The 24,957-nt window shown below is 59.4% G+C and carries 21 protein-coding genes and 1 pseudogene; 12 read left to right on the top strand and 10 right to left on the bottom strand.

The window, feature by feature from the left end; all coding sequences use genetic code 11:
• On the top strand, positions 1-402 hold the full coding sequence (locus ACXHXG_RS24780; protein WP_245464161.1) for a response regulator: 402 nt from the start codon (positions 1-3) through the stop codon (positions 400-402).
• 36 nt (positions 403-438) lie between these two features.
• On the opposite strand, the gene ACXHXG_RS24775 is transcribed toward ACXHXG_RS24780, so the two are convergent.
• Both ACXHXG_RS24775 and ACXHXG_RS24770 read right to left on the bottom strand, forming a co-directional pair.
• Positions 439-1,242: an arginine deiminase family protein gene (locus ACXHXG_RS24775; protein WP_457901047.1), complete on the bottom strand. Its 804-nt coding sequence runs from the start codon at positions 1,240-1,242 to the stop codon at positions 439-441.
• 225 nt (positions 1,243-1,467) lie between these two features.
• Positions 1,468-1,677, bottom strand: coding sequence for a dodecin (locus tag ACXHXG_RS24770; RefSeq protein WP_104826402.1), 210 nt, complete (start codon positions 1,675-1,677; stop codon positions 1,468-1,470).
• 369 nt (positions 1,678-2,046) lie between these two features.
• On the opposite strand from ACXHXG_RS24770, the gene ACXHXG_RS24765 reads away from it, so the two are divergent.
• Positions 2,047-2,778, top strand: a complete 732-nt coding sequence (locus ACXHXG_RS24765; RefSeq protein WP_104826403.1) for a response regulator — start codon at positions 2,047-2,049, stop codon at positions 2,776-2,778.
• Entirely contained in the window at positions 2,775-4,040 is a 1,266-nt protein-coding gene (locus ACXHXG_RS24760) for an ATP-binding protein (protein WP_457901046.1), read from the top strand. The genes ACXHXG_RS24765 and ACXHXG_RS24760 overlap by 4 nt, the downstream gene beginning before the upstream one ends.
• Before the next feature lie 52 nt (positions 4,041-4,092).
• On the opposite strand, the gene ACXHXG_RS24755 is transcribed toward ACXHXG_RS24760, so the two are convergent.
• The 4 genes from ACXHXG_RS24755 to ACXHXG_RS24740 form a co-directional block, all read right to left on the bottom strand.
• The gene (locus tag ACXHXG_RS24755) at positions 4,093-4,659 is read right to left on the bottom strand and encodes a hypothetical protein (protein WP_457901045.1); all 567 of its coding nucleotides are present in this window, start codon (positions 4,657-4,659) and stop codon (positions 4,093-4,095) included.
• 270 nt (positions 4,660-4,929) lie between these two features.
• A complete protein-coding gene (locus tag ACXHXG_RS24750) occupies positions 4,930-6,891 on the bottom strand; it encodes a MacB family efflux pump subunit (protein WP_457901044.1) in 1,962 nt (653 codons plus the stop codon).
• A 3-nt stretch (positions 6,892-6,894) separates the two neighbouring features.
• A complete protein-coding gene (locus tag ACXHXG_RS24745; protein ID WP_457901169.1) occupies positions 6,895-8,196 on the bottom strand; it encodes an efflux RND transporter periplasmic adaptor subunit in 1,302 nt (433 codons plus the stop codon).
• 382 nt (positions 8,197-8,578) lie between these two features.
• Positions 8,579-9,016 (bottom strand): hypothetical protein, encoded by a 438-nt coding sequence (locus ACXHXG_RS24740; RefSeq protein WP_457901043.1) that lies wholly within the window; start codon positions 9,014-9,016, stop codon positions 8,579-8,581.
• Between the two features lie 598 nt (positions 9,017-9,614).
• On the opposite strand from ACXHXG_RS24740, the gene ACXHXG_RS24735 reads away from it, so the two are divergent.
• Entirely contained in the window at positions 9,615-11,483 is a 1,869-nt protein-coding gene (locus tag ACXHXG_RS24735; protein WP_457901042.1) for a diguanylate cyclase, read from the top strand.
• Positions 11,484-11,764: 281 nt separating this feature from the next.
• On the opposite strand, the gene ACXHXG_RS24730 is transcribed toward ACXHXG_RS24735, so the two are convergent.
• The 3 genes from ACXHXG_RS24730 to ACXHXG_RS24720 all read right to left on the bottom strand — a co-directional run bounded on the left by ACXHXG_RS24730 (position 11,765) and on the right by ACXHXG_RS24720 (position 15,633).
• Complete coding sequence (locus tag ACXHXG_RS24730; RefSeq protein ID WP_457901041.1) at positions 11,765-13,105, bottom strand: MFS transporter; 1,341 nt, start codon at positions 13,103-13,105, stop codon at positions 11,765-11,767.
• A gap of 438 nt (positions 13,106-13,543) precedes the next feature.
• Positions 13,544-14,725, bottom strand: a complete 1,182-nt coding sequence (locus ACXHXG_RS24725) for a LysR family transcriptional regulator (protein WP_457901040.1) — start codon at positions 14,723-14,725, stop codon at positions 13,544-13,546.
• The gene (locus ACXHXG_RS24720) at positions 14,722-15,633 is read right to left on the bottom strand and encodes an NAD(P)-dependent oxidoreductase (RefSeq protein WP_457901039.1); all 912 of its coding nucleotides are present in this window, start codon (positions 15,631-15,633) and stop codon (positions 14,722-14,724) included. The genes ACXHXG_RS24725 and ACXHXG_RS24720 overlap by 4 nt, the downstream gene beginning before the upstream one ends.
• A 157-nt stretch (positions 15,634-15,790) precedes the next feature.
• Between ACXHXG_RS24720 and ACXHXG_RS24715 the strand changes: the two genes are divergently transcribed.
• Genes ACXHXG_RS24715 through ACXHXG_RS24700 form a run of 4 tightly spaced genes read left to right on the top strand, consistent with a single transcriptional unit; the run spans position 15,791 to position 19,235 of the window.
• Positions 15,791-16,525: a PIG-L deacetylase family protein gene (locus ACXHXG_RS24715; protein ID WP_457901038.1), complete on the top strand. Its 735-nt coding sequence runs from the start codon at positions 15,791-15,793 to the stop codon at positions 16,523-16,525.
• A 25-nt stretch (positions 16,526-16,550) separates the two neighbouring features.
• Positions 16,551-17,516 carry a VOC family protein gene (locus tag ACXHXG_RS24710; protein ID WP_457901037.1) on the top strand — a complete coding sequence of 322 codons (966 nt, stop codon included), beginning with the start codon at positions 16,551-16,553 and terminating at the stop codon, positions 17,514-17,516.
• Positions 17,516-18,187: a 4-carboxy-4-hydroxy-2-oxoadipate aldolase/oxaloacetate decarboxylase gene (locus ACXHXG_RS24705; RefSeq protein WP_457901036.1), complete on the top strand. Its 672-nt coding sequence runs from the start codon at positions 17,516-17,518 to the stop codon at positions 18,185-18,187. The genes ACXHXG_RS24710 and ACXHXG_RS24705 overlap by 1 nt, the downstream gene beginning before the upstream one ends.
• Positions 18,180-19,235 carry a 4-oxalomesaconate tautomerase gene (locus ACXHXG_RS24700; protein ID WP_457901035.1) on the top strand — a complete coding sequence of 352 codons (1,056 nt, stop codon included), beginning with the start codon at positions 18,180-18,182 and terminating at the stop codon, positions 19,233-19,235. The genes ACXHXG_RS24705 and ACXHXG_RS24700 overlap by 8 nt, the downstream gene beginning before the upstream one ends.
• 284 nt (positions 19,236-19,519) lie before the next feature.
• Here ACXHXG_RS24700 and ACXHXG_RS24695 read toward each other — a convergent pair whose 3' ends face one another.
• Positions 19,520-20,338: an alpha/beta fold hydrolase gene (locus ACXHXG_RS24695; RefSeq protein ID WP_457901034.1), complete on the bottom strand. Its 819-nt coding sequence runs from the start codon at positions 20,336-20,338 to the stop codon at positions 19,520-19,522.
• An 82-nt stretch (positions 20,339-20,420) separates the two neighbouring features.
• On the opposite strand from ACXHXG_RS24695, the gene ACXHXG_RS24690 reads away from it, so the two are divergent.
• From ACXHXG_RS24690 to ACXHXG_RS24675, 4 genes and pseudogenes are all read left to right on the top strand, one after another.
• Entirely contained in the window at positions 20,421-20,711 is a 291-nt protein-coding gene (locus ACXHXG_RS24690; RefSeq protein ID WP_457901033.1) for a hypothetical protein, read from the top strand.
• 45 nt (positions 20,712-20,756) lie between these two features.
• A pseudogene (locus ACXHXG_RS24685) lies at positions 20,757-21,537 on the top strand (IS5 family transposase).
• Positions 21,538-21,730: 193 nt separating this feature from the next.
• On the top strand, positions 21,731-22,660 hold the full coding sequence (locus tag ACXHXG_RS24680; RefSeq protein WP_104826415.1) for a substrate-binding domain-containing protein: 930 nt from the start codon (positions 21,731-21,733) through the stop codon (positions 22,658-22,660).
• Between the two features lie 16 nt (positions 22,661-22,676).
• Positions 22,677-24,821 (top strand): methyl-accepting chemotaxis protein, encoded by a 2,145-nt coding sequence (locus ACXHXG_RS24675; RefSeq protein WP_260304860.1) that lies wholly within the window; start codon positions 22,677-22,679, stop codon positions 24,819-24,821.
• Positions 24,822-24,957: the final 136 nt, after the last annotated feature.

Genomic DNA, 24,957 nt, shown 5'->3' with positions numbered 1-24,957 from the left:
TTGAGTAACGATACCATTCTGATCGTCGAAGATGATTTTTTTATCGCCATGGACGTTGAGGCGACACTGACCGCTGCGGGATATTCGCTCGCGGGCATCGCCTCCTCGGCGGAGGAGGCGATCCGGCTCGCCGTTGCGCGTCGACCGGCTCTGGCGATCATGGACATAAGGCTTTCGGGCAAACGCGACGGCGTGGATGCGGCGCTGGAGCTCTTCAGAGACCACGGTATTCGCTGCATTTTCGCGACGGCTCACGCCGACCACGACATCATCCAGCGCGCCGGCCCGGCGTGCCCGCTTGCGTGGCTGCAGAAACCCTATTCGATGCCATCCCTGATCAGCGCGGTTCAGAAGGCTTTGAGCGAGATTGCGTCAAAATCCGACGATCAGGAACCCGGCTAAGCCTCGCGCCGTTGGACGACAATGGGCACATCGGGACTATTCGCCATCGCGATACCAGCGCAGCGACAGGCAGGAGAGACCTGCATCGATCCTGCCGATTTCGGCGGTCTTCATCGGTGCAATCCTGTACCCGAGCTTATCGAGCATCTCCAGCGTGCGCGGATAGTCGGAAGGGACCATCAGGACGTCATTGACACGCAGAGCGTTCGCAGCCGGCTCTTCGCCTTCCGGAATGATGATCTGCTTGAAATCCTTGAAGACGCCGGAGCGTGCAAGGCGGGCGGTCGAGAGCACGGTTCCCTCGTCCAGCAGCGAGCAATCGGTCTTGAAATGAAGCACGCCTTCCGGCGTGGCGACCAATTCGGCTTTGCGGCCGAGCTTATCTAAGCAGCCGGCGAGAGCCTCGGCGCCCGCTTTGTCGGTTCGCGCCGAAAGGCCGATCATGACACCCTTTGGTGTCGTCAGAACATCGCCGCCATCAACGGCCCCATGACCCGGGAGATCGAGGACGATGTCGAACATGTCACGCAAGGTGGGTGCAATTGCCTCGGACTCGCCGAGGCGGCTTACGGCGCCCGGGCGAAGCAGGATCGCACCTTCGGTGAACACGAGTGCGGGATCTTCGACGAAGATGGAGTCGGGAAATGTCTCCAGCGCGGGCAGGATGGTCACTTTCACGCCGGCGTCGCGCATAGCGGCGATATAGGCGTCATGCTCCGCCTTGACGCCCTCATAGGTCGGGCCAGCGTGATCCCCGGCACGCAGGCCGTCAACGACCGAGCGCGATGGCTCGCGAACGATGGCGGAGTTGAAATGATAAACTGATCTGGGTGAGGACATTTCCTAATACCTTATTGCCGTTCAGAGCGCTTCTACCGTGCTTGCCGATGGTCGTCGACAACACTATCCACGGCCGGCAGGCGGGAATATGCCCTGGTCTTGACGCTGATGTCATTCGTTGGTTGTGAAATCGTGGCGTCTAAAATCTACAAACGCGCACCTGTCCGGGGCAAGCGCTCGCCCCGGCGGCTGGCTCGTATTTGCGAAGAACGGATCGCTCAAGGATCAATCGTCGATCCGAAACCCGACCTTCATCACCACCTGATAATGCGCGACCGCGCCATCCTTGATGTGTCCCCTGATTTGATCCACCTCGAACCATTCGAGGTTCCTCATGGTCTTCGAGGCGCGAGAAATCGCCGTTTCGATCGCGTCGGTCACCGAGGTCCTGGAACTGCCGATTAGTTCCACTTTCTTATAGACATGATCGTTCACGTTATCCTCCCAGATTCGTGCAGACTATGTTTGGCTTCGAACTCCCGGGCCGCGTTCCTGTGGCCGGCTTACGAGACGTCTGTTATTTCAGATATCTCGCATTCACGATCCGGCAACAGTCGTCCTTTGTCAAACGGTGGAATCGCACTTGAGGCAGTTCCCGACCAGGCCTTCGCTCGGCCGCGATCATCGCCGCCTACGCGACCTCCCTGAGCGCGCTTAAGCGGCCCGATTTTTTGCTCAACGTTTCCACGGTGAGGAATTTTGTAAACCAATGTTTCCGGCAAGAATTTTCGCTGGTTTCGCCAGCGAAAAACCTTCTTTTGGAGAGGAGTTTGTATAAAAGTCTGAAGAAACGGAATATTGCCTATGACTGTGACCACCGCGCCTGACATCTTGATTGTCGACGACGACCACGAAATTCGTGCGCTTCTGAGCCGATATCTCGAGGAGCAGGGCTTTCGTGTCTCGACGGCAAGCGATCTCCGCGGCTGCAACGACGCCCTTAATCGGCGCCCCCCGGATCTCCTCGTTTTGGACGTCATGCTGCCCGATGGATCGGGCCTTGATCTTTGCCGCGATCTGCGAAACCGCCGTCCCCGTGTCCCGATCATTCTCCTGACCGCTCTCAAGGAAGACATCGATCGGATCTTGGGGCTTGAGATCGGCGCGGACGACTATCTCGGTAAACCGTTCAACCCGCGAGAGCTGGCAGCGCGTATTCGGGCTGTCCTGCGCCGGGTAAACGAGGATCCCTCTTCCGAGCCGGAGCAGCGCCGCTTTCTTTTTGCCGGGATGACCCTCGATCCGCAGCTTCGCCGCGTCACCAGGGACAACGGCGAAGTTATTTCGTTGACCGGAGCCGAATTCGATCTGCTCAAGGCCTTCATCGAACGAGCCGGCCGGCTGCTGTCGCGAGACCAGCTGCTCGACTTGACGCAGGGGCGTGATCGCGACCCGGCCGATCGTTCGATCGACGTGCTGATGAGCCGATTGCGCCGCAAGCTGGGGGAGACGGCCGAGGAGCCAGTGTTCAGAACGATCCGAAACGGCGGATATCAGCTCGTTGTCCCGGTGACGGCCGTTAAGGGCGATCCATGAGGTCTCTAGGCGCCCGGCTGGCGATACTCTTGCTGACGGCTATCGTTCTGGTGGTCATCACCTCGTCTTTTGCGGCAAACCTGGTCATGCGAGGGCCGCGGCCGGAAGCAACCATGGAGCCGATGGCCCATCAGCTCTCCATACTTGCAAAGCTCGCGGAAAAAGACAGGGCTGCGGCGATTGCTGCTGGCGTAGTCATAGCTGCTGCTCCCGCAGACGGGCAACCCGATGAACCGCTTTCCGGATTTCTGATGGAAAGCCTGCGCCGAACCGGCGACGTTCGGGTGGCGACCGTATCTCGCCAACCGACCGGTACTATGATTGCCTCTCTCTACCTTCCCGATGGCAAGTGGATGGTGATGCCGTTGCCGGAACTCGGCCCGCCGCCTGGGGGGTGGAAGATACTGGCGGGATGGCTCGGCCTCATCATTGCAGGCAGTGTCCTGATTTCAATATTTGCCGCATCGAAGATAATGAAGCCGCTTCGCCTGCTTGAGCGCGCTTCAGCCGAAATTGGTCCGGACGGGACGCTCCCGCATGTTCCGGAAACCGGTCCGGGCGAAATTCGCGTCACGGCACGTGCACTCAACGAACTATCGGCAAGGGTGAAGGCTGCAACCGAGAGCCGGATGCGGCTGGTCGCAGCCGCCGGGCATGATCTTAGAACACCCATGACGCGCATGCGATTGCGCGCTGAATTTATCAAGGATGATGAGGATCGGCTGAAATGGCTCGCCGACCTCGAAGAGCTCGACACGATCGCCGATAGCGCCATCGGATTGGTACGCGAGGAAATCTCCAAGGACAGCCTGCAGTGCGTAAGGCTCGATACGATCGTGGCAAACATCGTGTCGGAGCTGACGGCGATGGGCATGGCTGTCAAAGCCGGCGAACTGCAGCCCGCGACGATTTGCGCGGGCTCTCTGGCGGTCACAAGGGCTCTGCGCAACCTTTTGATCAACGCCGCAACGCATGGTCAATCGGCAATCGTTACCGTCACTCGCTCCGGCGACAAGGCAATCGTCACAATAGTCGATACAGGACCCGGCATTCCGGAAGAACGCTTGAGCCAAGTGTTCGAACCATTTTTTCGGATCGATATCGCACGGCAGCGGTCTTTCCCGGGAGCGGGCCTTGGTATGGCCATCGCCAAGGAAATCATTTCCAGGTTCGAAGGTGAGATCACCGTGCGCAATCGGCACCCGAGAGGTCTGGAGCAGATGGTTGCATTCAAGAACCGCAGCGATAGACTCGCCGGTTGAGATGCCGCCCTTATTCAACGGCGGACGCCTCTTTCAGCGTGGGCGCCTCTCGTCAAACATAGGCCGTCCGGTCGCCAAACTCGCTATCCTTGTCGAAATTCGTTGATCCTATGCGATCGCTTTCGCCCGAAAGCGATGATTGCTGCTTGCTGTTCGAAGAGGTGGACTCGGAGCTGGTATTCGAAGCGGTGCCAGTTTTGGTAGATTGACCGGCGGTGCTCGACTGGTCGCTGGCGGATTTTTCCAGCTTGGCCAGTTTTGCCTCCAAGGCGGCGAGGGCCTTTTGCAGCGTTTCAGCCTCGTCAGGGTCTTCTGTATTGGCAAGCTGCGCCTTCTTCGCGGCGATCTGTGCCTCAATCTTCGCGGCATCGTCCGAGGTTGAGGAAGTTGTGGATGTGGAGCTCAACTGAGATCCCGTTGTCGCTGCAGAGATTGCACTAGCCATTTTACGTCCTGATCGTTGCTTCGTTATTCGGAAGCCAGACCATGATGCGTAGTGCATTAATTGAGCGTAAATAGTCGAACGCGCGAAATCGAATGTAATTTTGCTTGTCGCGAATGATGTATTCGAGCAATCTGCAAAACATATCAATAAATCCAGAGTGATATATGGATGCATCGAAAGATGTACTGGATAAATACAAGGGGCTTCGGTTATATTGGAAACGTCCGGACAAGAAATTTCCTAAAAATGCCTTGTTTCCGCAACGTTCGGAAACACTTTCGACGATAGTTGCTGTAAATTCATATGCGGTCCTGAGCCTTCAAATGCTCTGGTCACCCGCATGCCGGCTTCGTCAGACGCCCCCAACATGAATGGCGAAGCCGGTTTCTCTTTCTATGAGACGAATGATCAATCTTTACATACTGAGATTCTAGTCAGCCACGATCAGTCTCGTGAAAGAGCTGCCACGGGATCGAGCCTTGACGCATTGCGCGCCGGCAGGTAGCCGAAGGTAAGCCCGATCGCACAGGAACAGGTAAATGCGAGTGCGATGGTACTTCCCGAATAGACCATGGCGAAGTTTGACCCCAACCGGTTGAAGGCAAGGCCGAAGCCAAGCGCAAGGGCAATCCCTAGCGCGCCGCCCAGGAGGCAGACCAGCACGGCCTCGATCAGGAATTGCTGCAGTATATCCTGTCGGCGGGCACCGACCGCCATGCGAACGCCGATCTCGGCGATACGCTCGGACACAGAGACGAGCATGATGTTCATGACGCCGATGCCTCCAACAAGCAGCGAGATGACGGCAATTGCGGAGACAAGCAGGGTCAGCGTTCGCGTCGTGCTTGCAATCGTCTGACGGATGTCGTCGGTATTGAGAACGAAAAAATCCTTGGTGCCGTGCCGGCGCTCCAGGAATTGCGTGACCGCGGCCTCGGCGAGCGTGCTTTCGGTATCGTCTTTGACGCGCACGGTGACGCTGCGCAGCGACATATCGCCGAGGAACCGGGCCTGCACGCTGGTATAAGGAAGATAGATCGACAGATTGTCGCTGGACCCGAAACCGCCTTGCTGCGAGGCGATGACACCAATGACGCGGACAGGCACCTGGCCAACGAATATCACCTGCCCGGTGGGATCGAGGCCCTTGCTTGCAAAGAGCGTTGTTGCCGTATTCTGATCGATCACGGCATCCTGCACCATCCGTCGCACGCCGTCTGCGTCGAACAGCCGTCCGGCCACAAGTTTCGAACCCTTGACCGAAAAATAAGCGTCGCCCACGCCATTGATCAGCGCATTGGCCTCCGTCGAGCCGAACCGGACCGTCTTGCTGGTCGAAACGGTCGGCGTGACGGCGGCGACATAGGTCAGTTTGGCCAGAGCATCGGCATCGGCGACCACCAGCGTCTTTATGCGCCCTGAACGAATATCTCCGAAACTTTTGCCTGGAAAAATCTCCAGCGTATTGGTGCCGAGATTGTTGATATTGGCCAATACCTTGCGCTGCGATCCTTCCCCAAGCGCAACGACGCAAACGACCGAAGCTATGCCGATGATGATGCCGAGCATGGTGAGGAATGTGCGCAGCCGATGCGCCTTCAAGGCCAGGATCGCCATGAGAAAGGCCTCGCGCAACCGGTTGCCCAGCTCACGCCAGCCGCTGCCGCGCTCCTTCTCGGGCATGGAGCCGCGATCGCTAGAAACCCGCGTATTTTTGGCGGATGAGCGCCTGTCGGCGACGATGTGGCCGTCGGAAATCTCGATGACTCGCTGCGCGCGGGCCGCGACTTTCATATCGTGGGTGACGATCACCACGGTATGGCCTTCGGCGTGCAGCTCGGAAAGGATGCCAAGCACTTCATCGCCACTTTGCTGATCGAGCGCACCGGTCGGCTCATCGGCGAGGATGACATTGCCGTTGTTCATCAAGGCACGCGCAATGGAAACACGCTGCTGCTGGCCGCCGGAAAGCTGACCAGGCTTGTGCCCGGTCCTGTCGCCCATGCCAAGCCGGTCAAGAAGCGCGGCGGCGCGGGCATGCCGCGCCTGATTTGATTGGTCGGCATAGATCGCGGGGACTTCGACATTGCCAAGCGCGCTCAGCTCGGAAAGCAGATGATAGCGCTGGAAGATAAAGCCGAAATGCTCCCGCCTCAGCGTTGAAAGCGCATCGCTGTCGAGCCGATGCGTATCGGTGCCGGCGATCGCATAGGCGCCGTCGGTGGGGCGGTCGAGGAGGCCGATGATGTTCATGAGCGTCGATTTGCCGGAACCGGAAGGGCCGACGATGGCGACCATCTCTCCTTCGGCGATCGACAGATCGATGTCCTTCAGTACGGCAATGGTACGGTCGCCGGATTGGTATTCCCGGCTCACTCCCTTCAGTTCTATGAGTGGGACAGCCATCGCTCAGAACCCCATCGGCGGCGGTGGCCCGCCGACACTGCTGCTGGTCGTCGTGCTTGTGCTTGCTTCGCCGATAACGACGCGCTCGCCTTCCGAAAGGCCCGACCGCACCTCGGCGGTGACGTTGTTGTTGAGGCCGATGATGATTTTTCTGGAGGTCTGCTGTCCGTCCGCTGCGACCACCTGCACATTGTAGGATCCGTCAGCGGCTTTCGCTCCAAGCGCCGATGATGGAATGACCAGCGCATTTTTTGCCGCGCCAAGCACGATATGAACTTCAGCCGACATATAGGTGCGGAAGCGGTTATCCGGGTTCGATACGGCGAAAATGCCGTTGTAGTAAATCGCAGACGACGAGGAGGAGGAGGTCGACGTGCTGCTGGATGAGGTCGTGCTGGAAGAGGTGACGCTGCTGTCGCTGGTGATCGATTCCGGCGCTGGCTCAATCGATTGCAGCACGGCATCGTAGCGGGTGGCGGGGTCTCCGAGGATGGTGAAATAGACCGGCTGGCCCACCTTGGTCCTGACGACGTCGGCCTCCGATATCTCGGTGCGAACGATCATTGTGTCGAGCTGGCCGAGAATGACGATCGTCGGCGCCGATTGGGCCGCATTGACCGTCTGGCCTTGCTGGTTGACGATGGCAAGCACGGTCCCGTCCATCGGCGCGGTGATGCGCGTGTAGGACAGATTTGCCCGCGCCGTCTCCACCGCGACTTCTGCTGCAACGATCTGCGCATCGAGGGCAGCGATCTGAGCGGTGATCTTCTTGACGCTGGCCTCCGCACTATCCAGATCCGCCTTGGAGCCGGCTTGATTGCGAAAAATCGTCTGCTGCCGCGTCAGCGTCTGTTGCGCATTGGTAAAGTCGGCTTCGCTTTCCTCGCGCTGCGCCTTGACATTGGCAAGCGAGGCCTGAGCGGTTTTCAGATCGTTGTTTTGCGTCGTGGAGTCGATCTCGGCAATCAGCGTGTCCTTCTTGATCTCATCGCCAAGCTTGACATTCAGCGCGGTAATCCGCCCCGAGACCTGCGCGCCGACCGCGACCAGCTTGACCGGTTTGAACGTCCCCGACGCAAGCACCGCTTCCTCGACATCCCCTCGCGCAACCGTGGCGGTGATGGCGGACGAGCCCTTCTGGGCGAAGATATCGTCGTGAAACAGGAATGCAGCGGCGGCGGCAAGCAGAGCGAATATGGCGAAAGCCAAGCCCGGCCGCCGAAACCGGTTTTTTCGCGGGGTGCCCAACGGTCGCGCGCGCAATAAGGCTCGGTCAGCTTCTTTCAGTTCGGTTCGTATCGTCATCGGGCTTAGGGAGTTCAGCATGGATTTATCTGGCTGCGGTCAGGTGCGGACCGCTGTTGGCGTCGACCACGGCGGGTCCGAAGGTATCGACCTCGCCTCCCAGCCTCCGCCCAGAACCTTGTTGAGGGCGACATAATCGGTGGCGATCAACGCCTGGCTCTCTATCAGGGCTTCTTCCGCACTGTAAAGCGAGCGTTCGGCGGGTATTCTTGATAAGGGATTGGTCCGGGGATGCCGGGGCGGGGCTCCCCGGACCATGCCGCCTTTTCTGGGGTCGTCGCTCCTTCCAACTGACAGAGATCGGACAAATTACGTCCGGGGGGTCAATCCCTGTCGGGTGGAGATAGAATGGCTTGTCCATAAAGGCGGAAGCTTCCGGCTCCTAGCGGAACCGGCCAGGACCTGGATCGAGCGACCGTTCAGCATCCTCAAGCTTCTTGAGCTGATAAGTGGTCAAAACGGAGCGAAGTGCCGCCGCTTTATCTTTCAGCACGCGGGCCTTGGCAGCACGGTCCAGCATGTGATCGGCAATCTCTTCGCCGAACAATTCGGACGATTTACTCGAACCGGCATCAGGCGCCGATGGTTTCGTTTCGGTCTCCGAAACGGGCTTCGGTGGCATTTGCTCCGGAACATCGAGAAGGTCTGTCAATGCGGCGGTATAGTCCCTCCAGGCATCAAGCTGGGCGACATGGATACCGATCAGCGTTTCCATCGCCGATAGCCTGCTTGCAAGCTCCAATGCGTGATCCGGCCGAGGCGGGAAATCGGGAGGCGGCGCGTGAGGCGGCGGGAAGGGCAAACCGTTGTCAAATGCCATCATAGGGCCGCCCAACCGAGGGTCGCCGCGAAAGCCGGGGCATGGCCCTCGTTCCGGCCCCATCCACACCGGCGGAGGTCCCATCCTCTCAGCACCGACAGGTCCCTGTTCGATGCTCGGGATTGGAGACTCCTGGGCAAGAGCCGGAACAATCATGCCGCCGATGGTTGTTGACATTAAGATTGCGACAATACGCAAGTGCCTCATGATCAGTGCCTTCGAATTCGCTTCAATTCACTGATGCAAAGCTAGTCGGAGCATATAAACGGCATGCGTCTTTATGTTTCCAAGTATTTCTTCGCGGGGGATTGTTGCGAACGAAGTTTGCTGTAACCCTCTCAGCAAAAATTCATTACAAAATTTTTCTTTATTTGTTCGGCACCAGCCCGCAGATGATTGCAGGTGCAGTCGTCAGGGCACGGGCGAGCTCGCTCCCAATCGTACTCCCTGACTTTGACAGAAGCGGTAAAGATGGACCGGAAAAGGGGGCGGCAGTGGTGTCTTTAGGATAAAGCTGGAAGAGTTAGTGCTGACGCAGAGATTCAGACTTCATCAAAGAATCCGAGTTAAGTTCTTTTAAAATTTTGGAAAAATGATTGTGGCTTGGCAAGTTTTGATCGGCAATGTTGCCGCCGTCTCGCTCCTCATTTCGGTGTGGATGCACCTTCATTACCGGCTCTATCGCCTCTCCGACGTCCAGGCTAAAATTGCCTTTGGCTTGATGATGGGGCTGGGAGCGATCGTTTCCATGGTGCTGTCGGTAGAGATCGATAGCGGCTACTATGTCGATCTGCGCTCGACCTTGCTCGCCGTCTCGGCTGTTTATGGCGGGCCGTTGGCTGTCCTGGTCACGGGGACGCTTACGGCAATTTATCGGATATCCATGGGCGGCGCCGGCATTCAGCCAGGCCTGATCTCGATCGTGGTCGTGTCACTCCTCGGGTCGTCGGTGCATTTTCTGTTCCGCCGGCAGCCGATGAATTTCAAGAGAATTGCGGCCGCTGCTTTCACCGTTGCTTTGGTTTCCGCGGCCGTGAGCCTTGCATATCGCGGCGATGACCCGCTGATCACTGTCCTCGGCTTCACCCTTATTGGGTTCGTTGCCACCTTGGTCGCAGCCTCCGTGATTACCTATTTCCACGCTTTCACCGTTGAGCGGGACATCTTGCGCGCGGCACTTACTCAAGCGCCCGACCTTTATTATGTCAAAGACCACAAGAGCCGTTTTTTGGTCGCCAATCTGAACGTCGCACGCAATCACGGCCGCACGAAATCGTCGGAGATGGTCGGCCTGACCGATTTTGACCTTTATCCTCGCGAAATGGCGCAGGCGTTTTTCGATCGCGAGCAGGAGATCATGTCGACGGGAAATCCGCTGGTGGATTTCGAGGAGCCCTTCGTCATCGAGGACGGCCGAGAACGCTGGTTTCTGACGTCAAAGGTACCATTGCGAAATCGCCATGGCGATTTGATCGGGCTTGCGGGCGTGACGCGCGATATCACCGAGAAAAAGCGCCTGATACAGGAAGCCGTCGACAGCAAGAATGTGCTTTCGCAAGCGATGGCGGAAATGTCGGACGGGCTCGCCATGTTCAATCCGGACGGCAAGCTGGTGTTCTGCAATGATCAGTACCGCGCCGCATTTCCTCGCTCGGGATATGCCAGAAAGCCGGGTGCGCACATTTCGGATATTGTCCGAGCCGTGGTGCGGAATGCGGAGAGGATCGATGTCAGCCCTGACGTCAGCGAAGAATGGATACAGACTTCCGCCGCCCAGCTTTTCCTGACGCGCGACACTGAAATTCCTCTGTTCGACGGACGCTGGCTCAGCCTGCGCACCCGGTTGGCGTCCGATGGATCCGCTCTGGTGGTGGTCTCGGACATCACGTCGATGAAGCATTCCGAGGAACAATTGAAGCAGCTTGCTCAGAAGATGACCGGGCTTGCCTATACCGATGCATTGACCGGTATTGCCAATCGCCGGGTATTCGACGAAGTGATCCTAACGGAGTTTGCCCGCGCACGCCGAAACAGCTCTCCCCTTAGTCTGCTGCTTATAGATATCGATCATTTCAAGAGCTTCAACGACACCTACGGTCATCTTGAGGGCGACAAATGCCTCAAGGCCATCGGCGACATTCTCCGTTCGGTTGTCACACGACCGACCGACCTTGCGGCCCGTTTTGGGGGCGAAGAATTTGCGATCGTTCTGCCTGGAACGGACAGAGAGGGCGCCTTGAGCCTCGCCGAGGTTCTGCGCTCGACCCTCAATCAACTTGCAATACCACACCGGGCAAGCAGCAAATCGATCGTGACGACCAGCATCGGAGTGGCGAACATGTCCGATGGATCGACATTCGCAAGTGTCGCCGATTTGGTGCGGGCTGCGGACCAAGCGCTCTATGGTGCCAAGACGAAGGGCCGTGATTGCATCGCAGCAGCCGGCGATCAGGCAACGGCCGCATAGTTGGATTATTCTAAATTTGCCGTCAGGTCCGCTTTCCGGGAACAAAGCAAGCTACCGAATGTTCGATGCGCGGCGAGCTTCTCCCTTAGCTCTCCAACGTGCCGCTCCCAGTGCGGCCATCAGAAGACTGTCTACGGAACGCTTCCGCTGTCAATGCAGCCTTCTATAAAGCACGGCAGGGAACACGCCATGCGCCCTTCCCACTGTCCCCTGCCGTGTCTGGCATTATAGAAAAAATCATTTTTCGCCGGCTCGATCGCGATGATCGAGCCGGCACAATTTCATCGCGTGGCTTCCTGGGTCTGCGGGGCGGCATGCAGTTCGTTCAGCAGGATGGCGGCCGCTCCGATTGCCGCCGGAACGGCGAGCGCGCAGAAGATGCCACGGAAATCCCAGCCGAAGCCGAGCAATAATCCGCCGATCGACGACCCCAGAATGCTGCCCAGCCGGCCGACGCCCAGCATCCAGCTCACACCGGTCGCACGGGCAAAGGTGGGATAGCGGCCTGGAGCGTAGGCGTTAAGACCCGTTTGGCCGCCGCTCATGAAGAAGCCGACTATGCCGACAATCAGCGCGAGGGCAACGGAGGTCAGGCCGGTGAATGCGAGCACGATCAGAGCGACGGCGCCGAGCAGATAGGATAGGGAGATCGCGCTCTTCGACCCGATCCGGTGCATGGCAAAGCCCACGACAACCGCACCGATCGTGCCGCCGAGCTGGAACATGGCGGTGACGCTGGCCGCGGTTTCGATCGGCATTCCGGCATCCTTGATCATGGTCGGCAACCAGCTTGTCGTCAGGTAGATGACCAGCAGACCCATGAAGTAGCACAGCCAGAGCGTCAGCGTGCGTATGATGAACGTGGGTGTGAATAGGAGCGCAACAGGCTGCGCCGCGGTCACCCGTTCGTCATCCAGCGTAAATTCGGATACGGCTTTCAGGTCCTGACCGGTCACGCCGGCGAGCTGATTGCGGATGCGATCGGTGGGAGCTCCGCGGACGACCATGAAGCGGGCCGATTCCGGCAGCACGAAAAACAAGATCACGGAAAGCGCGAGCGGCACGATGCCGCCGAACACGAGCACCGAATGCCAGCCGAACGTCGGCAGCAGATATGCCGCGACAAAGCCGATGATCGCCGAGCCGAAGTTGAAGCCGGTGAACATGATTGCCAGAATAACGGAGCGCTTTTGCTCCGGCACGTATTCCGACAGCAGCGTTGTCGTATTGGGCATTGCGGCGCCGAGGCCAAGGCCGGTTAGAAACCGGAGCACAGCCATTTGCGTCGGACTTTGAGTGAGCGCCGTGAGCAGGCTTAGGACGCCGAAGGCGAACACCGAGCCGAGCAATACGCGGCGACGTCCGAACCAATCGGAAGAGGAACCTGCAAAGATCGCGCCGATGGCCAGGCCAACCGGCGCCGCAGCCATAACAAGTCCAAAGGCAGGCTTGGAGATGCCCCAGTCGCCCGTGATGGCCGGAGCAAGAAAGCCCATGATCGCGACGTCCATACCGTCGCAGAAGACGATGAGGAAGCAGAGAACAGTCAGTGTCCATTGCATTCGCGACATCGGGCGGCTGTTGATGTAAGACCTGATCTCCAGGACGGCTGGCTGTGTCATGTACTCCTCCGACATGATGGTTGCGCGTGTCCGCACGAGGCTGATGGCTGGGCGCTCTCGAACGGCGTTGTGCTTGGATCATCCAGGCATCGATCCGCTCGAGGAATGGCTTTGCGAAAGCGCTTGATCGACGCTTGCCGTCAACCTCCTCTGCCCCTCGCGCTTCGTTGACGGGCCAAGCAGTACGCGTCTTGCACCATCACCTCCAATCCAATCAGAGGGCCGAGGCATAAGCAGCGGCTATAGGTGGTTCCGCCTGAAGCGACGTGGTCTCGGAAATCGAAAACGTCCAAACCTTCGCAATGCCGCGTCGCGGCGCCACGCGGCTAAAGGGATGGTCCCACCTCTTGAGGTGGCTGGTATCGCGCAGGCGCGCGAGCATCAAAGCGGCTCACATGCCGCGCGGCTAACGTTCGCAGAAAGCATCTTAAGGGAAGGCTATAGCCGGCTTTGTCTCGCTCCCGCTTCCTCACGGATGTCGTCGAGAAAGGCTGCCTGAGCGGCCGTGGGCAGCCATCCTTTGCGTATGGTGATGCCGATCGGCCGTTCGGTATGGGCGAGATCGAAGGGCAGGGATGCCATAAGGCCACGCTCGATCTCCGCTGCCGCCTGGCCGCCCGAGATGAAACCGAGATGGTCACTCTGGTCGAGCAGCTCGCGCATGAGGATCAGCGAACTGGACTCGACCACGCTTCTCGGTCCCGGCGACTGCCCTTGGAACAGGGCGTCGAAATGCGCTCTTATCGGCGTGCCGCTCGTTGCGACAACCCAAGGGTAGGATGCCAGATCGCCTATGCATATCGGGGATTTCCCGACGAGCGGATGACGCTTGCCTGCGACGATCACCACGATGTCATTGAACAGCGTTTCCTGCTCCACGTCGTCGATGGGAAGCGGATTGCGCATCGCTCCGATCAGGAAATCGATCTCGCCGCGCCGCAGACCGCCGAGCAGTTCGGCATAGACGCCTTCGACTACCTTGATCGGCAGGTTCGGCCGCTTCTTGCGAAACCGGGCGATCGCCGACGGCAGGATGAACGAGCGCGAAAGGGGCATGCCGCCCACGACGATCAGTCCAGCCTCCTGCGCTCGGGCTTCGGCGAGATCCGCCTCTGCCTGATGCAATTCGGCGAAGGCGAGGCGGGTCGCCTGCGCCAGGTTCTGCGCCAGGCGCGTGGCAACCATGCCATAGGACGTTCTCTCGAACAGAGGACGCGCGGCCTCCTTTTCGAGTTGGCTCACAGCGCGATGGACGGTCGGCTGCGCCACCCCGAGCCGCCGTGCCGCAAGCGTGAAATTCTCCAGCTCCCTGACGGCGACCAGGGCTTCGAGCTGCGCCGAGGTGGCCGTAACCTTGAGCCTGGACGCAAGCTCGGTCAGCGCGGGATCGAGATAGGAGAAGGCACGCCTCACGCGCAGAACCAGGAGCTTGCCCTCATCGTTGATGAAGAGGCCATGCGGCGAACGCGTGAACAACGCATATCCAAGCGTCTTTTCGATCTTGGATATGGCCTGCGTGACCGCCGGCTGGGATACGTAGCAGATCTCGGCGGCGCGCGTGACAGAGCCCGTTTCGACGACGGCCAGGAAAACGCGTAGATGCCGCAGATTGTGCCTCATCGGATCGCCGCGGCTCCCTTGTCCCTCTCCTCATCCATTCGTTTGAGGATGCTGTCGGCTCGGCTGGCAAGATCGTCGATATCTGCCGGCACGGAAAGCGCTGCGATCTCATCCTGCCAAGCGGCGATGGCTGCCGACATCCTGTCCGGAAGCCCGAGGTCACGGACAGTGGCGGCAACCTCCCGCATCTCGGCCGCTCGGCGGGCGCCATGCACCATCATTCGTTCGAGGTTGTAGGAGCTGCGCTTGGCCCAATCTATGCCGGGATCGGAAGCCTGCAACGAAGCGATGACGGCGTTTTCCACGCCCGCACGTCGGGCCGCAAGCATCGATTCAGCCGTCAGAGCCTCCAGGCCCTTGATTATGACGGAGCGCAGCATCTTGATCGAGGACGCTTGCCCCACCTTCTCACCAGCAGGCTTCGGCTTCATTCCGAGATGCTCGAGCGCTTCGATCGCCGCTTCGGCATGGGGACCGGAAACCAAAAGTGGCGTCAGATGGCGGGCCGGATGGACCGGCGACATGATGGCGACATCGACATAACGGCCGCCTGCCGCTTCGATCGCCTTGGCTGCGATAATTTTATTGGAGGGCGAACAGGAATTGCAGTCGAAATAGAGCGTGCCGGCCTTGAGCCATTTGGCCGCCTCCGTTGCGGCACGCAAAGCCTGATCGGCTGTGACGAGGCTGAAGACGATCCCGGCGTCGGAGAGTGATTGCCGGGCTTCATCGGCATGTCGGACGTCGAGTTCGGCGCAGGCTGTTGCGATTTGGCCGGCGCTGAGCGGATCGGCGCTCTTGATGTCATAGGCGACAAGCACCGCGCCGTCAGGCCGTGTCCAGCCCGATGCGAATGCGCGTGCTGCTTCACCGAATCCGATCATGCCGATCTTGAAGTGGTTCATCATCCGTCCATCCCGCTACCAATCCATCAGTGCTCGCTTTAGACCAACAAAGATCGCGTCGCCATTCGTTATAGCAAAAACTTATGGGCAAGGCGCCGAAAGAAAATTGGCAAACTGGCCGTTCGGAGCGACATACGGTTTCGAAAAACAGGAGGTTTCCATGTCCGACAAGAAGACCGCGTTGGTGATCAGCGCCCATGCTGCAGATTTCGTCTGGCGCTGTGGAGGGGCGATCGCCCTGCATGCCGACAAGGGTTATGAGGTCACCGTCGTCTGCTTGTCCTTCGGCGAGCGAGGCGAGTCCGCCAAGCTCTGGAAACAGAAGGATATGACGCTCGATCGCGTCAAGGCTGCGCGGCGTGCCGAGTCGGAAAAGGCCGCGCAGGCGCTCGGCGTCAATGACCTGATCTGCTTCGACCTCGGCGACTATCCCCTGCGCATGACGGACGACGACAAGTATCGCCTCGTCGACGTGATCCGCAAGGTGCAGCCTTCCTTCATGCTGAGCCACTCGCAATATGATCCCTACAATACCGACCATATGTATGCGACGCAGGTCGCGCTCGAAACGAGGATGATCGCGCAGGCCTGGGGCCACAATCCCGGCGAAAGTGTCCTCGGCGCGCCGCAGCTCTATCTGTTCGAGCCGCATCAGACGGAGCAGATGGGTTGGAAGCCGGACGTGTTTCTCGACATCACCGCCGTCTGGGATAAGAAGCGGGCCGCCATCGAATGCATGGAAGGGCAGGAGCATCTCTGGGAATTCTATACCCGCGTCGCCCAGAACCGTGCCAACCATTTCCAGCGCAATTCCGGTGGCCAATCCGGCGGCCGTGCCGCCCAATATGCGGAAGGCTTTCAGTCGGTGTTCCCGCGCACCGTCGACGAGCTCTAAAGACGCTCTCGGGAGGAGCCTGAAAATGGAACCCTGTTTCGACATCGCCCACCTCGGTCACGTCGAGATGTTCACCGACAAATACGACGAGAGCCTCGATTTCTTCGTCAATGTCTATGGATTGACCTTGGCGGGCGAGGACGAGAGTTCCGCCTATCTGCGTGGCTGGGACGATTACGAGTTTCATACCCTGAAACTGACGCGCCATGAGACGACCGGGATCGGGCATGTTGCCTACAGGGTCTCGTCGCCGGAAGCGCTTGAACGGCGCGTCAGGGCGATTGAGGCAAGCGGTTACGATGTGCTCGGCTGGGTGGACGGCGACATGGGCCATGGCCGGGCGTTCCGATTCAAGGACCCTTTCGGCCATATCTTCGAAATCTATTGGGAGACGGTCCGCTACGATCCGCCGCCGGAGGAGCGACCGAAGCTCAAGAATCTCGCCCAGCGCTATCATGCGCGGGGCTGCCATCCGCGCCGTCTCGATCACCTGAACCTGCTCGCGGCCGACGTGTCCGAGTTCCGCAAGTTCATGGAGACCTGTCTCGGATCGCGCGTGACGGAAATGATCCGGCTCGACAATGGCCGCCTTGGCGGGTGCTGGTTCACGGTCAACAACAAAACCTATGACCTTGCTTGCACAGAAGAACACGGCGGCGGCGATGGGCGCCTGCACCACGTAACTTATGCGACCGACACGCGCGAAGAAATCCTGCGTGCGGCCGACATTTTCCTCGAAAACGGCATCCACATCGAGACCGGGCCTCACAAGCACGCGATCCAGGGGACTTTCTTCCTCTATGTCTGGGAACCGGCGGGCAACCGGGTCGAGCTCGCCAATTCGGGCGCACGGCTGATCCTCGCACCCGACTGGCAACCCGTCGTCTGGACCGAGGCCGAGCGAAAGAAGGGCCAGGCCTGGGGTCTGAAGACAATCGAAACTTTCCATACGCACGGGACACCGCCGGCAAAGAAGCAAGGAGACCATTGATGGGAGTCGTCGTTCAGAACATCTCACGCGCTGAACCTGACCTGATCGGAAGGCTTGCCAGGGCAGGGGTCGCGACCGTCCACGAGGCGCAGGGCCGAAAGGGAATGCTGGCAAGCTACATGCGGCCGATCTATTCCGGCGCGCAGGTTGCGGGATCGGCGGTGACGATTTCAGCGCCTCCCGGCGATAACTGGATGGTCCATGTGGCGATCGAGCAGCTCAGGGAAGGAGACATTCTTGTCCTTGCGCCGACGTCGCCTTGCGACAATGGTTATTTTGGCGATCTGCTCGCGACCTCGGCCATGGCGCGCGGCTGCCGCGGTCTTGTGATCGATGCAGGTGTTCGCGATGTGCGAGATCTGACGCAGATGGGCTTTCCCGTCTGGTCGAAGGCGGTCTCCGCCCAGGGGACCGTCAAGGAGACGGTCGGCTCGGTGAATGTACCCGTCGTCTGCGCCGGAGCCCATATCGAGGCCGGCGATGTCATCGTTGCCGATGATGACGGCGTCTGCGTTGTCAAGCGGGCCGAAGTGGCGGACGTGGTGGCAGCGGCGGAGAAGCGGCTTGCCAACGAAGAAGCCAAACGCAAGCGTCTGGCATCTGGTGAACTGGGCCTCGACATCTACGGCATGCGCGAGACGCTGGCGGCAAAGGGCCTCAAATATGTATGAGGAGGGCATCCCCTGCTTGTGGATGCGCGGCGGCACGTCGAAGGGCGCCTATTTTCTCGCCGAGCACCTGCCGACCGACAAGGCGGAACGCGACGATCTCCTGCTGAGGATCATGGGCTCGCCCGATCCGCGCCAGATCGACGGCATCGGCGGGGCTGACCCGCTAACGTCGAAGGTCGCCGTGCTCTCCGCATCCACGCGCGAAGATGCGGATGTGGATTACCTTTTCCTGCAGGTCTTCGTCGATCAGGCGCTGGTGAGCGATGCGCAGGGATGCGGCAACATTCTTGCGGGTGTCGGTCCCGCCGCCATAGAGCGCGGTTTGGTGAAGCCGGCTGGGGATATTACTGAAGTTCGCATCCACATGCTCAACTCGGGCGAGGTCGCGGTCGCCAAGATCGAGACGCCGAACGGGCGGGTGAACTACGCGGGGACCGCCTCGATTGCGGGCGTGCCGGGCAAGCATGCCGCCGTTCCGCTGCTGTTTACGAACATTGCGGGAGCGATGTGCGGCGCATTGCTGCCGACAGGCAACGAGATCGATATCATCGATGGCGTCGAAGCAACTCTCATCGACAACGGCATGCCCTGCGTGATCATGCGGGCGTCCGACTTCGGCCTGACGGGACAAGAAAATCGCGAGGAACTCGAGGCGAAGGCCGAGGTCAAATCGCGGATCGAGGCAATCCGCCTCAAGAGCGGGCCGATGATGAAACTCGGCGAGGTCACCACCGCATCCGTTCCGAAAATGATCCTTGTCTCTTCGCCCGCAAATGGCGGCGCCATATCCACGCGCAGTTTCATCCCGCACCGCGTCCATGCTTCCGTCGGTGTGCTTGCGGCGGTGACGGTCGCGACGGCCACACGCCTGAAGAATAGCACGGCGGGAAAAATGGTGAACGCGCCGGCAGACGGTCGCTACGAGATCGAGCATCCGACGGGAAGCATGGAGGTGTTCCTGGATCTGGACAGTCAGGGAGAGATAAAGGGAGCGGGCACGATCCGTACTGCGCGAAAGCTGTTCGACGGCAGGGTTTTTCCGCGCTGAGGGCGCTCAACTAGGCGGTGTGGACAAATTCCTTATGCCACGAATGCCCTTCAAGCGCCCTCGCGCAGGCAGAGAGCGAGGCGCGAAGCCTACCGCGGGGTGGAACTCCGTCAAGGCCGAGCAACGCTGCCAGGGCCGCCGCTTCGCCAGGGGCCCTGGCCGACGAATTTTCGAGGAGGGTTTGAGCTTGTTGTTCGTTCCTTCGTCACGACGCCAAAACCCGACCCCTCCTCAATTCACAACCCGAAACGTTCACCATAGACGATAATGGATAAGAGATGTCGTCAAGACCTTATGAACGAGAGCAGGTCGGGGTTGAGGACATCCGCATGTGTGGTTAGCATGCCATGGGGGTAGCCGGGATAGGTTTTCAGCGACCCGTTCTTAAGCAGGTCGACCGCACGCGGCACCGAACTTGCGAATGGGACGACTTGATCCGCCTCGCCATGCATCACCAGCACCGGCACGGTGATCTTCTTGAGGTCTTCGGTATAATCTTCGAGCCAAGAGTCGACGGTCGCGTAGTGAGCGAGAGCACCGCCGGCCATGCCTTGGCGCCACCAGTTCGCGATGATTGCCTCCGAAGGCTCGGCCCCATCGAGGTTGTAGCCATAGAACGGGTTCTCAGGGACGAAACGGTAGAATTCCGACCGGTTGCCCAGCACGCCTGCCCGGATCGCTTCGAACCACTCCGGCGGCTGACCGGACGGGTTGTCCTCGCTCCGGTACATGTTCGGCGTCAGTGAGGCGACCAGCACCGCTTTCGAGACGCGCTCCTGGTGGCGAGCGACATAGCGAGCCACCTCACCGCCACCTGTCGAGTGCCCGATATGGATCGCGTCGCGCAGGTTGAGGTGTTCCGTCAGGGCCGCGAGGTCGGCAACCCAGTGGTCCATGTCGTTGCCGGTGCTGGGCTGGTCGGACCGGCCATGGCCGCGCCGGTCGTGGGCGATCACCCGATACCCGTGACGAAGGAAGAATGTCATTTGGGCATCCCAGTCGTCCGCTGTCAGCGGCCAACCGTGGCTGAAAACGATCGGCTGACCTGACCCCCAATCCTTGTAGAAGATGTTTACGCCATCTGTAGTAGTGATCGTGGACATTGTTCGGTTCCTTTAGATCAGCCGCGGACAGACGTCATCACTCACTGGCGCGGCGTTCCAGCGAGAAACTTGTGAAATAAATATGACCGGTCGTATATTTACTGGTCAGAATCGTTCAGGCCACAAGGGCGGGCAAAACGAAACCTTTAAAGCTGTCGAACGGCGACCGGCTACGTTCGACCTTGGCACGCGTGACTGCGCCTTCGAACGCGTCGATCAACGCGGCGGCAACCCCCAGATCCTTTCCAGCCGGCAATTCACCCTGGGCCTGGGAGAATGCGCCCATGACCATCAGATTGGCTATCGGAAATCCTCGCCCGAGAAGGCAAGGCTCTCTTTTCCGATCATCTTTTCCTCATCGCTTGACAGTTGACGTAGCGCGGACTGGTTGATTCAAGCCTGCTTTTTGGAGGCAGGCTTGAGCCGGGGCGATCTCACCGGGGCGGAATGGCGCATCCTGAAGGATTTGCTGCCCATCGAACGTAAGAACCGGGGTCCAGGCCGACCTCCCGAACAGAACCGTTCGATCATTAACGGCATACTCTGGCGGCTGCGGTGCGGTGCTCCGTGGCGCGATGTGCCGCCCAAATATGGGAGCTGGAACACCATCTACCGCCGGTTCCTGCGATGGAGCGAGGCCGCGGTCTGGGAGATCGTGGCGGTGACGCTGGCCGAGATCATGGCGGACAGTGGTCACTACAGCATCGACAGCACCACCGTCCGCGCCCACGTTTCGGCAGCAGGCGGAAAAGGGGGGCTCATCGACGCGCTCTTGGCCGCTCGCGGGGTGGGTTCACCAGTAAACTTCACTGCCTGGCTGACGCCCTCGGGCGACCGCTTGCGTTCCACCTGACGGGCGGCGAAGCCGCAGACTGCAAGGCGTATGAAGCCCTGATTGCCTTGCCAGAGCGGGCACCGGATGCCCTGCTTGCTGACAAGGGTTACGATGCTGACGCTATCCGTGCTGACCTTGCGAAACGGAACATCAATCCCGTCATCCCCGGTCGCTCAAACCGCCAGGTGAGATTGAGCATGACCGCACGCTCTACAAGGGGCGCAACCGCATCGAGCGCATGTTCGGCCGCCTCGAGATCAACCGGGCCATCGCAACCCGCTACGACCAACTGGCCAGCAGCTTCCTCGGCATGGTCCACCTCGCCACTGCCAGATACTGGCTCAAATTTGTCCACGTCGCCTAGGATGAGCTAATGGGTGGCGTTTTTGAGTGGAATATTATTTAGTCATAGTGAAATTAGGTCTTCTTGAGGGAGATATATTCAAGAAGCCGCGCTTGCCCTGAGGATGTTCTTAAAATCATTGGTTATCATAAAGTAAAATTTAACTAAAAACTCATTACAAGTCCTCAGTTTGGTGAACGCCCTGGGGTGGATAATGAGGAAAACCATATTTGCTGCTTTCGTGATGGCGATGTGCGCCTCCACTGCGAGCGCACAAACGATCGGCGTAGCAATGTCCGATCTGGATAAATTCCGGGCGATGGTGCTGAACGGCGTCCTTTCGCATGGAAAAACGATTTCCGGGCTGAAGCTGGTCTCGCAAAATGCCAAGGGCGACAACGAGCTTCAGAAGAAGCAGGTCCAACAGATGATCGCCGATAAGGTCGACGCCATCATCATTGCCGTCTCCGACGGCGACCTCGGACCGCAGATGACCAAGCTTGCGGCCGACGCCCATATTCCGCTGATCTACATCAATAACGTTCCCTCGAATCTCTCCGACTTGCCGGAAAATCAGGTTGTCGTCGCGTCCGACGAAGCGGAATCGGGAACGTTGGAAACCAAGCAGGTCTGCTCTCTCCTGCAGGGCAAGGGACGTGTCGTGGTGTTGATGGGCGAGCCCTTCCACCAAGCCGCCCGCGCCCGCACTCAGGATATCGACAACGTCATTGCCACGCCCGAATGCAAAGGCCTGCAGGTTGTCGAGCGGCAAGCCGCCTATTGGTCGCGGGATTATGCCGATCAGCAGATGCAGGAATGGCTAACGGCCGGGGTGAAGTTCGACGCGGTTATCGCCAATAACGACGAGATGGCGCTCGGCGCGATCCGGGCCATGAAGCGGAATGGCATGTCGATGAAAGATGTCATTGTTGCAGGCGTCGATGCAACCGACGACGCCCTCGCCGCGATGGAGGCGGGCGATCTCGATGTGACGATCCTTCAAAGTGCGGTCGGACAGGGCGCGACGGCAGTCGATGCGGCAATCAAGCTCATCAATGGCCAGCAAGTGCCGCGCGTCAACAACGTGCCGTTCGAACTCGTCACGCCCCAGAATATCGCCCAATACCAGCCGAAGAGCCAGTGAGCAAAAGAGGATTATGATGTTGCGCTTTTGGAATAAACTCGGCATCCGCGCACAGATTACGGCCGGTTTCCTGCCGCTGATCCTGCTCATGAGCTTGCTGTCGGTCAACGCAATTTCCGGTATGGGCGGACTTTCGTCCATCTTCTCCTCTTATCGCGGTACTGCGGGTCAGAGCCTTGCCATTTCGGATCACAGCAACCAGCTCCACGAAATCCAGATGTCGGTGGAAGCTTTCAGATCCAACCCGACACAGGAAATCGTGGACCGCTTCCGCGCAGGGGTTAAGGCATTTGCCGCTGAAGACCAACGCTTTGCCGGCAACAGTTCTCTGGAGACAGGCATGGCGACCATCCGCCAGGATGTTGACGCCTATGGCAAGGCTTTCGAGCAGGTCGTAACCCTTCACGCCCGGCGCGAGGCCCTGATCGCCAAGGTCACCGAGTTCGGTCCTTGGACCAGCATTGCGCTCAATGACGTGATGCGCAGTGCATGGAGGCAGAACGATGTGACGCTGCTGCATATGACCGGCGCGACGCTCGAAGCCTTGAACCGTAGCCTCTATTTCTCCGAGCGTTTTATCCACTCAGGCGATCTGGCGTCCTACGACATTGCCCAGGCGGCGCTGAACGACGCCATGGCTTTGAACGACGACGCCGCCAAGGCTGCAAAAAATGAACTGCAGCACAAACGTATTCTCGGTGCCGGTCGGCTCATGCAGAACTATACAGGCCGCCTTGGCGACGTCAGGGACGTGATGCTGGCGACCAATAAGATCCGCGATAGCGAACTTAATGTTCTGGCGCCGAAAATCGCCACCGGCTTCCGAGATCTGCAGGCGACGGTCATGGATGCACAGAAGGCTCTCGACGGTTCGGTCGATACCACAGTTGCGTCCGCGACCCGCTCGACGCTGGTAATCAGCGGGCTTCTGATCGTGATCGGTCTCGTACTGGCCTATTTCATCGGGCGACTGATTTCCTCTGCTGTCCGCAAGATGGCGTGGACGATGGAGCGCCTTGCCCGTGGCGACGACACAATGACGATCGAAGGTACTGAACATCGTCACGAGCTCGGCGCCATGGCACGTTCGCTGAAGGTCTTCCAAGAGACCGGACATGCCAAGGTCGTCGCGGAAGCCAATGCCGAGCGCGCTCGGCTTGCGGCCGAAGAAGAACGCCTGCGCCAGGAAGCCGAGCGGCTTTCGGATGCCCAGGTGATGGAACATGCCTTCCAGCAGATCTCTCTCGGTCTCGATGCGCTCTCGAAGGGTGACCTTACAGTGCGCGTCGGTGAGGTTGACCGCCGCTATGTCCGCATTCGGGATCATTTCAACAGCGCCGTCTCCAGCCTGGAGGAGGCGGTGGACTCCGTCATCCGCGCTGTCGGCACGATCAGGTCGGGGCTCACGGAAATCTCCTCCGCATCCCACGATCTTGCCCGTCGTACGGAACAGCAAGCCGCTTCGATTGAGGAAACGGTCGCGGCGTTGGGCGATGTGACACGGGGCGTCAACGGCACGGCGGAAGGGGCAAGTCATGCCCAGAGCGCCGTTGCGACCGCCCGTGCCAATGCGGAAAACGGCGGCGCGATCGTCGCCCGCGCGATTGACGCGATGACGGAGATTCAAAATTCTTCGTCCAAGATCGGCAATATTATCGGCGTTATCGATGAAATCGCCTTCCAGACCAACCTGCTTGCCCTCAATGCCGGCGTGGAAGCAGCGCGTGCGGGAGAGGCAGGCAAGGGCTTTGCTGTCGTCGCCCAAGAGGTGCGTGAACTCGCGCAACGGTCGGCCAGTGCAGCGAGAGAGATCAAGGAACTGATCTCCACCTCTTCCGCCCAAGTCACGACCGGTGTGCAGCTTGTCGGGGAATCCGGCACTTCGCTCGAACAAATCGTCGAGCAGGTCATTGCCATGAGCTCAACCGTCGCCCAGATCGCCGTTGCGGCTCGTGAGCAGGCGGCAAGCTTGAGAGAAGTCTCGGCTGCCGGTGATCAAATGGATAAGGTCACCCAGCAAAACGCAGCCATGGTGGAAGAGACGACCGCAGCCGCCCAGAGCCTGACCCAGGAGACCGAGAACCTTGCCGATCTCGTGCAACGGTTCAGGACGCGCAGTGCGGCTCAATCCACGCACCGCCTCTATGCAATGGCGTCTTAACGCTTAGGCAAAACAACTGCGAATTATCTGAGCCCGCCGCGTGCTACAAGCGCGGCGGGCTCAAGCTCCGGTGACCCGCGCTAACACCTTGAGCTGCGGCCACGAAGACCGCAGCTTATAAATGAATATCCGTGAG

The sequence above is a fragment of the Rhizobium sp. LEGMi-198b genome, from assembly GCF_054114205.1.
The sequence above is the reverse complement of the archived record's forward strand: the minus strand, read 5'-3'. Positions and strand labels throughout refer to the sequence as shown.

Bases quoted from the DNA above. Each gene is read 5' to 3' on its own strand.
- ACXHXG_RS24745 (WP_457901169.1), bottom strand. From the start codon at position 8,196: ATGACGATACGAACCGAACTGAAAGAAGCTGACCGAGCCTTATTGCGC.
- ACXHXG_RS24710 (WP_457901037.1), top strand. From the start codon at position 16,551: ATGGAACCCTGTTTCGACATCGCCCACCTCGGTCACGTCGAGATGTTC.
- ACXHXG_RS24695 (WP_457901034.1), bottom strand. From the start codon at position 20,338: ATGTCCACGATCACTACTACAGATGGCGTAAACATCTTCTACAAGGAT.
- ACXHXG_RS24725 (WP_457901040.1), bottom strand. From the start codon at position 14,725: ATGAGGCACAATCTGCGGCATCTACGCGTTTTCCTGGCCGTCGTCGAA.
- ACXHXG_RS24765 (WP_104826403.1), top strand. From the start codon at position 2,047: ATGACTGTGACCACCGCGCCTGACATCTTGATTGTCGACGACGACCAC.
- ACXHXG_RS24705 (WP_457901036.1), top strand. From the start codon at position 17,516: ATGGGAGTCGTCGTTCAGAACATCTCACGCGCTGAACCTGACCTGATC.
- ACXHXG_RS24715 (WP_457901038.1), top strand. From the start codon at position 15,791: ATGTCCGACAAGAAGACCGCGTTGGTGATCAGCGCCCATGCTGCAGAT.
- ACXHXG_RS24690 (WP_457901033.1), top strand. From the start codon at position 20,421: ATGACCGGTCGTATATTTACTGGTCAGAATCGTTCAGGCCACAAGGGC.
- ACXHXG_RS24730 (WP_457901041.1), bottom strand. From the start codon at position 13,105: ATGACACAGCCAGCCGTCCTGGAGATCAGGTCTTACATCAACAGCCGC.
- ACXHXG_RS24720 (WP_457901039.1), bottom strand. From the start codon at position 15,633: ATGATGAACCACTTCAAGATCGGCATGATCGGATTCGGTGAAGCAGCA.
- ACXHXG_RS24680 (WP_104826415.1), top strand. From the start codon at position 21,731: ATGAGGAAAACCATATTTGCTGCTTTCGTGATGGCGATGTGCGCCTCC.
- ACXHXG_RS24760 (WP_457901046.1), top strand. From the start codon at position 2,775: ATGAGGTCTCTAGGCGCCCGGCTGGCGATACTCTTGCTGACGGCTATC.
- ACXHXG_RS24750 (WP_457901044.1), bottom strand. From the start codon at position 6,891: ATGGCTGTCCCACTCATAGAACTGAAGGGAGTGAGCCGGGAATACCAA.
- ACXHXG_RS24775 (WP_457901047.1), bottom strand. From the start codon at position 1,242: ATGTCCTCACCCAGATCAGTTTATCATTTCAACTCCGCCATCGTTCGC.
- ACXHXG_RS24755 (WP_457901045.1), bottom strand. From the start codon at position 4,659: ATGCATCCATATATCACTCTGGATTTATTGATATGTTTTGCAGATTGC.
- ACXHXG_RS24700 (WP_457901035.1), top strand. From the start codon at position 18,180: ATGTATGAGGAGGGCATCCCCTGCTTGTGGATGCGCGGCGGCACGTCG.
- ACXHXG_RS24675 (WP_260304860.1), top strand. From the start codon at position 22,677: ATGTTGCGCTTTTGGAATAAACTCGGCATCCGCGCACAGATTACGGCC.
- ACXHXG_RS24740 (WP_457901043.1), bottom strand. From the start codon at position 9,016: ATGGCATTTGACAACGGTTTGCCCTTCCCGCCGCCTCACGCGCCGCCT.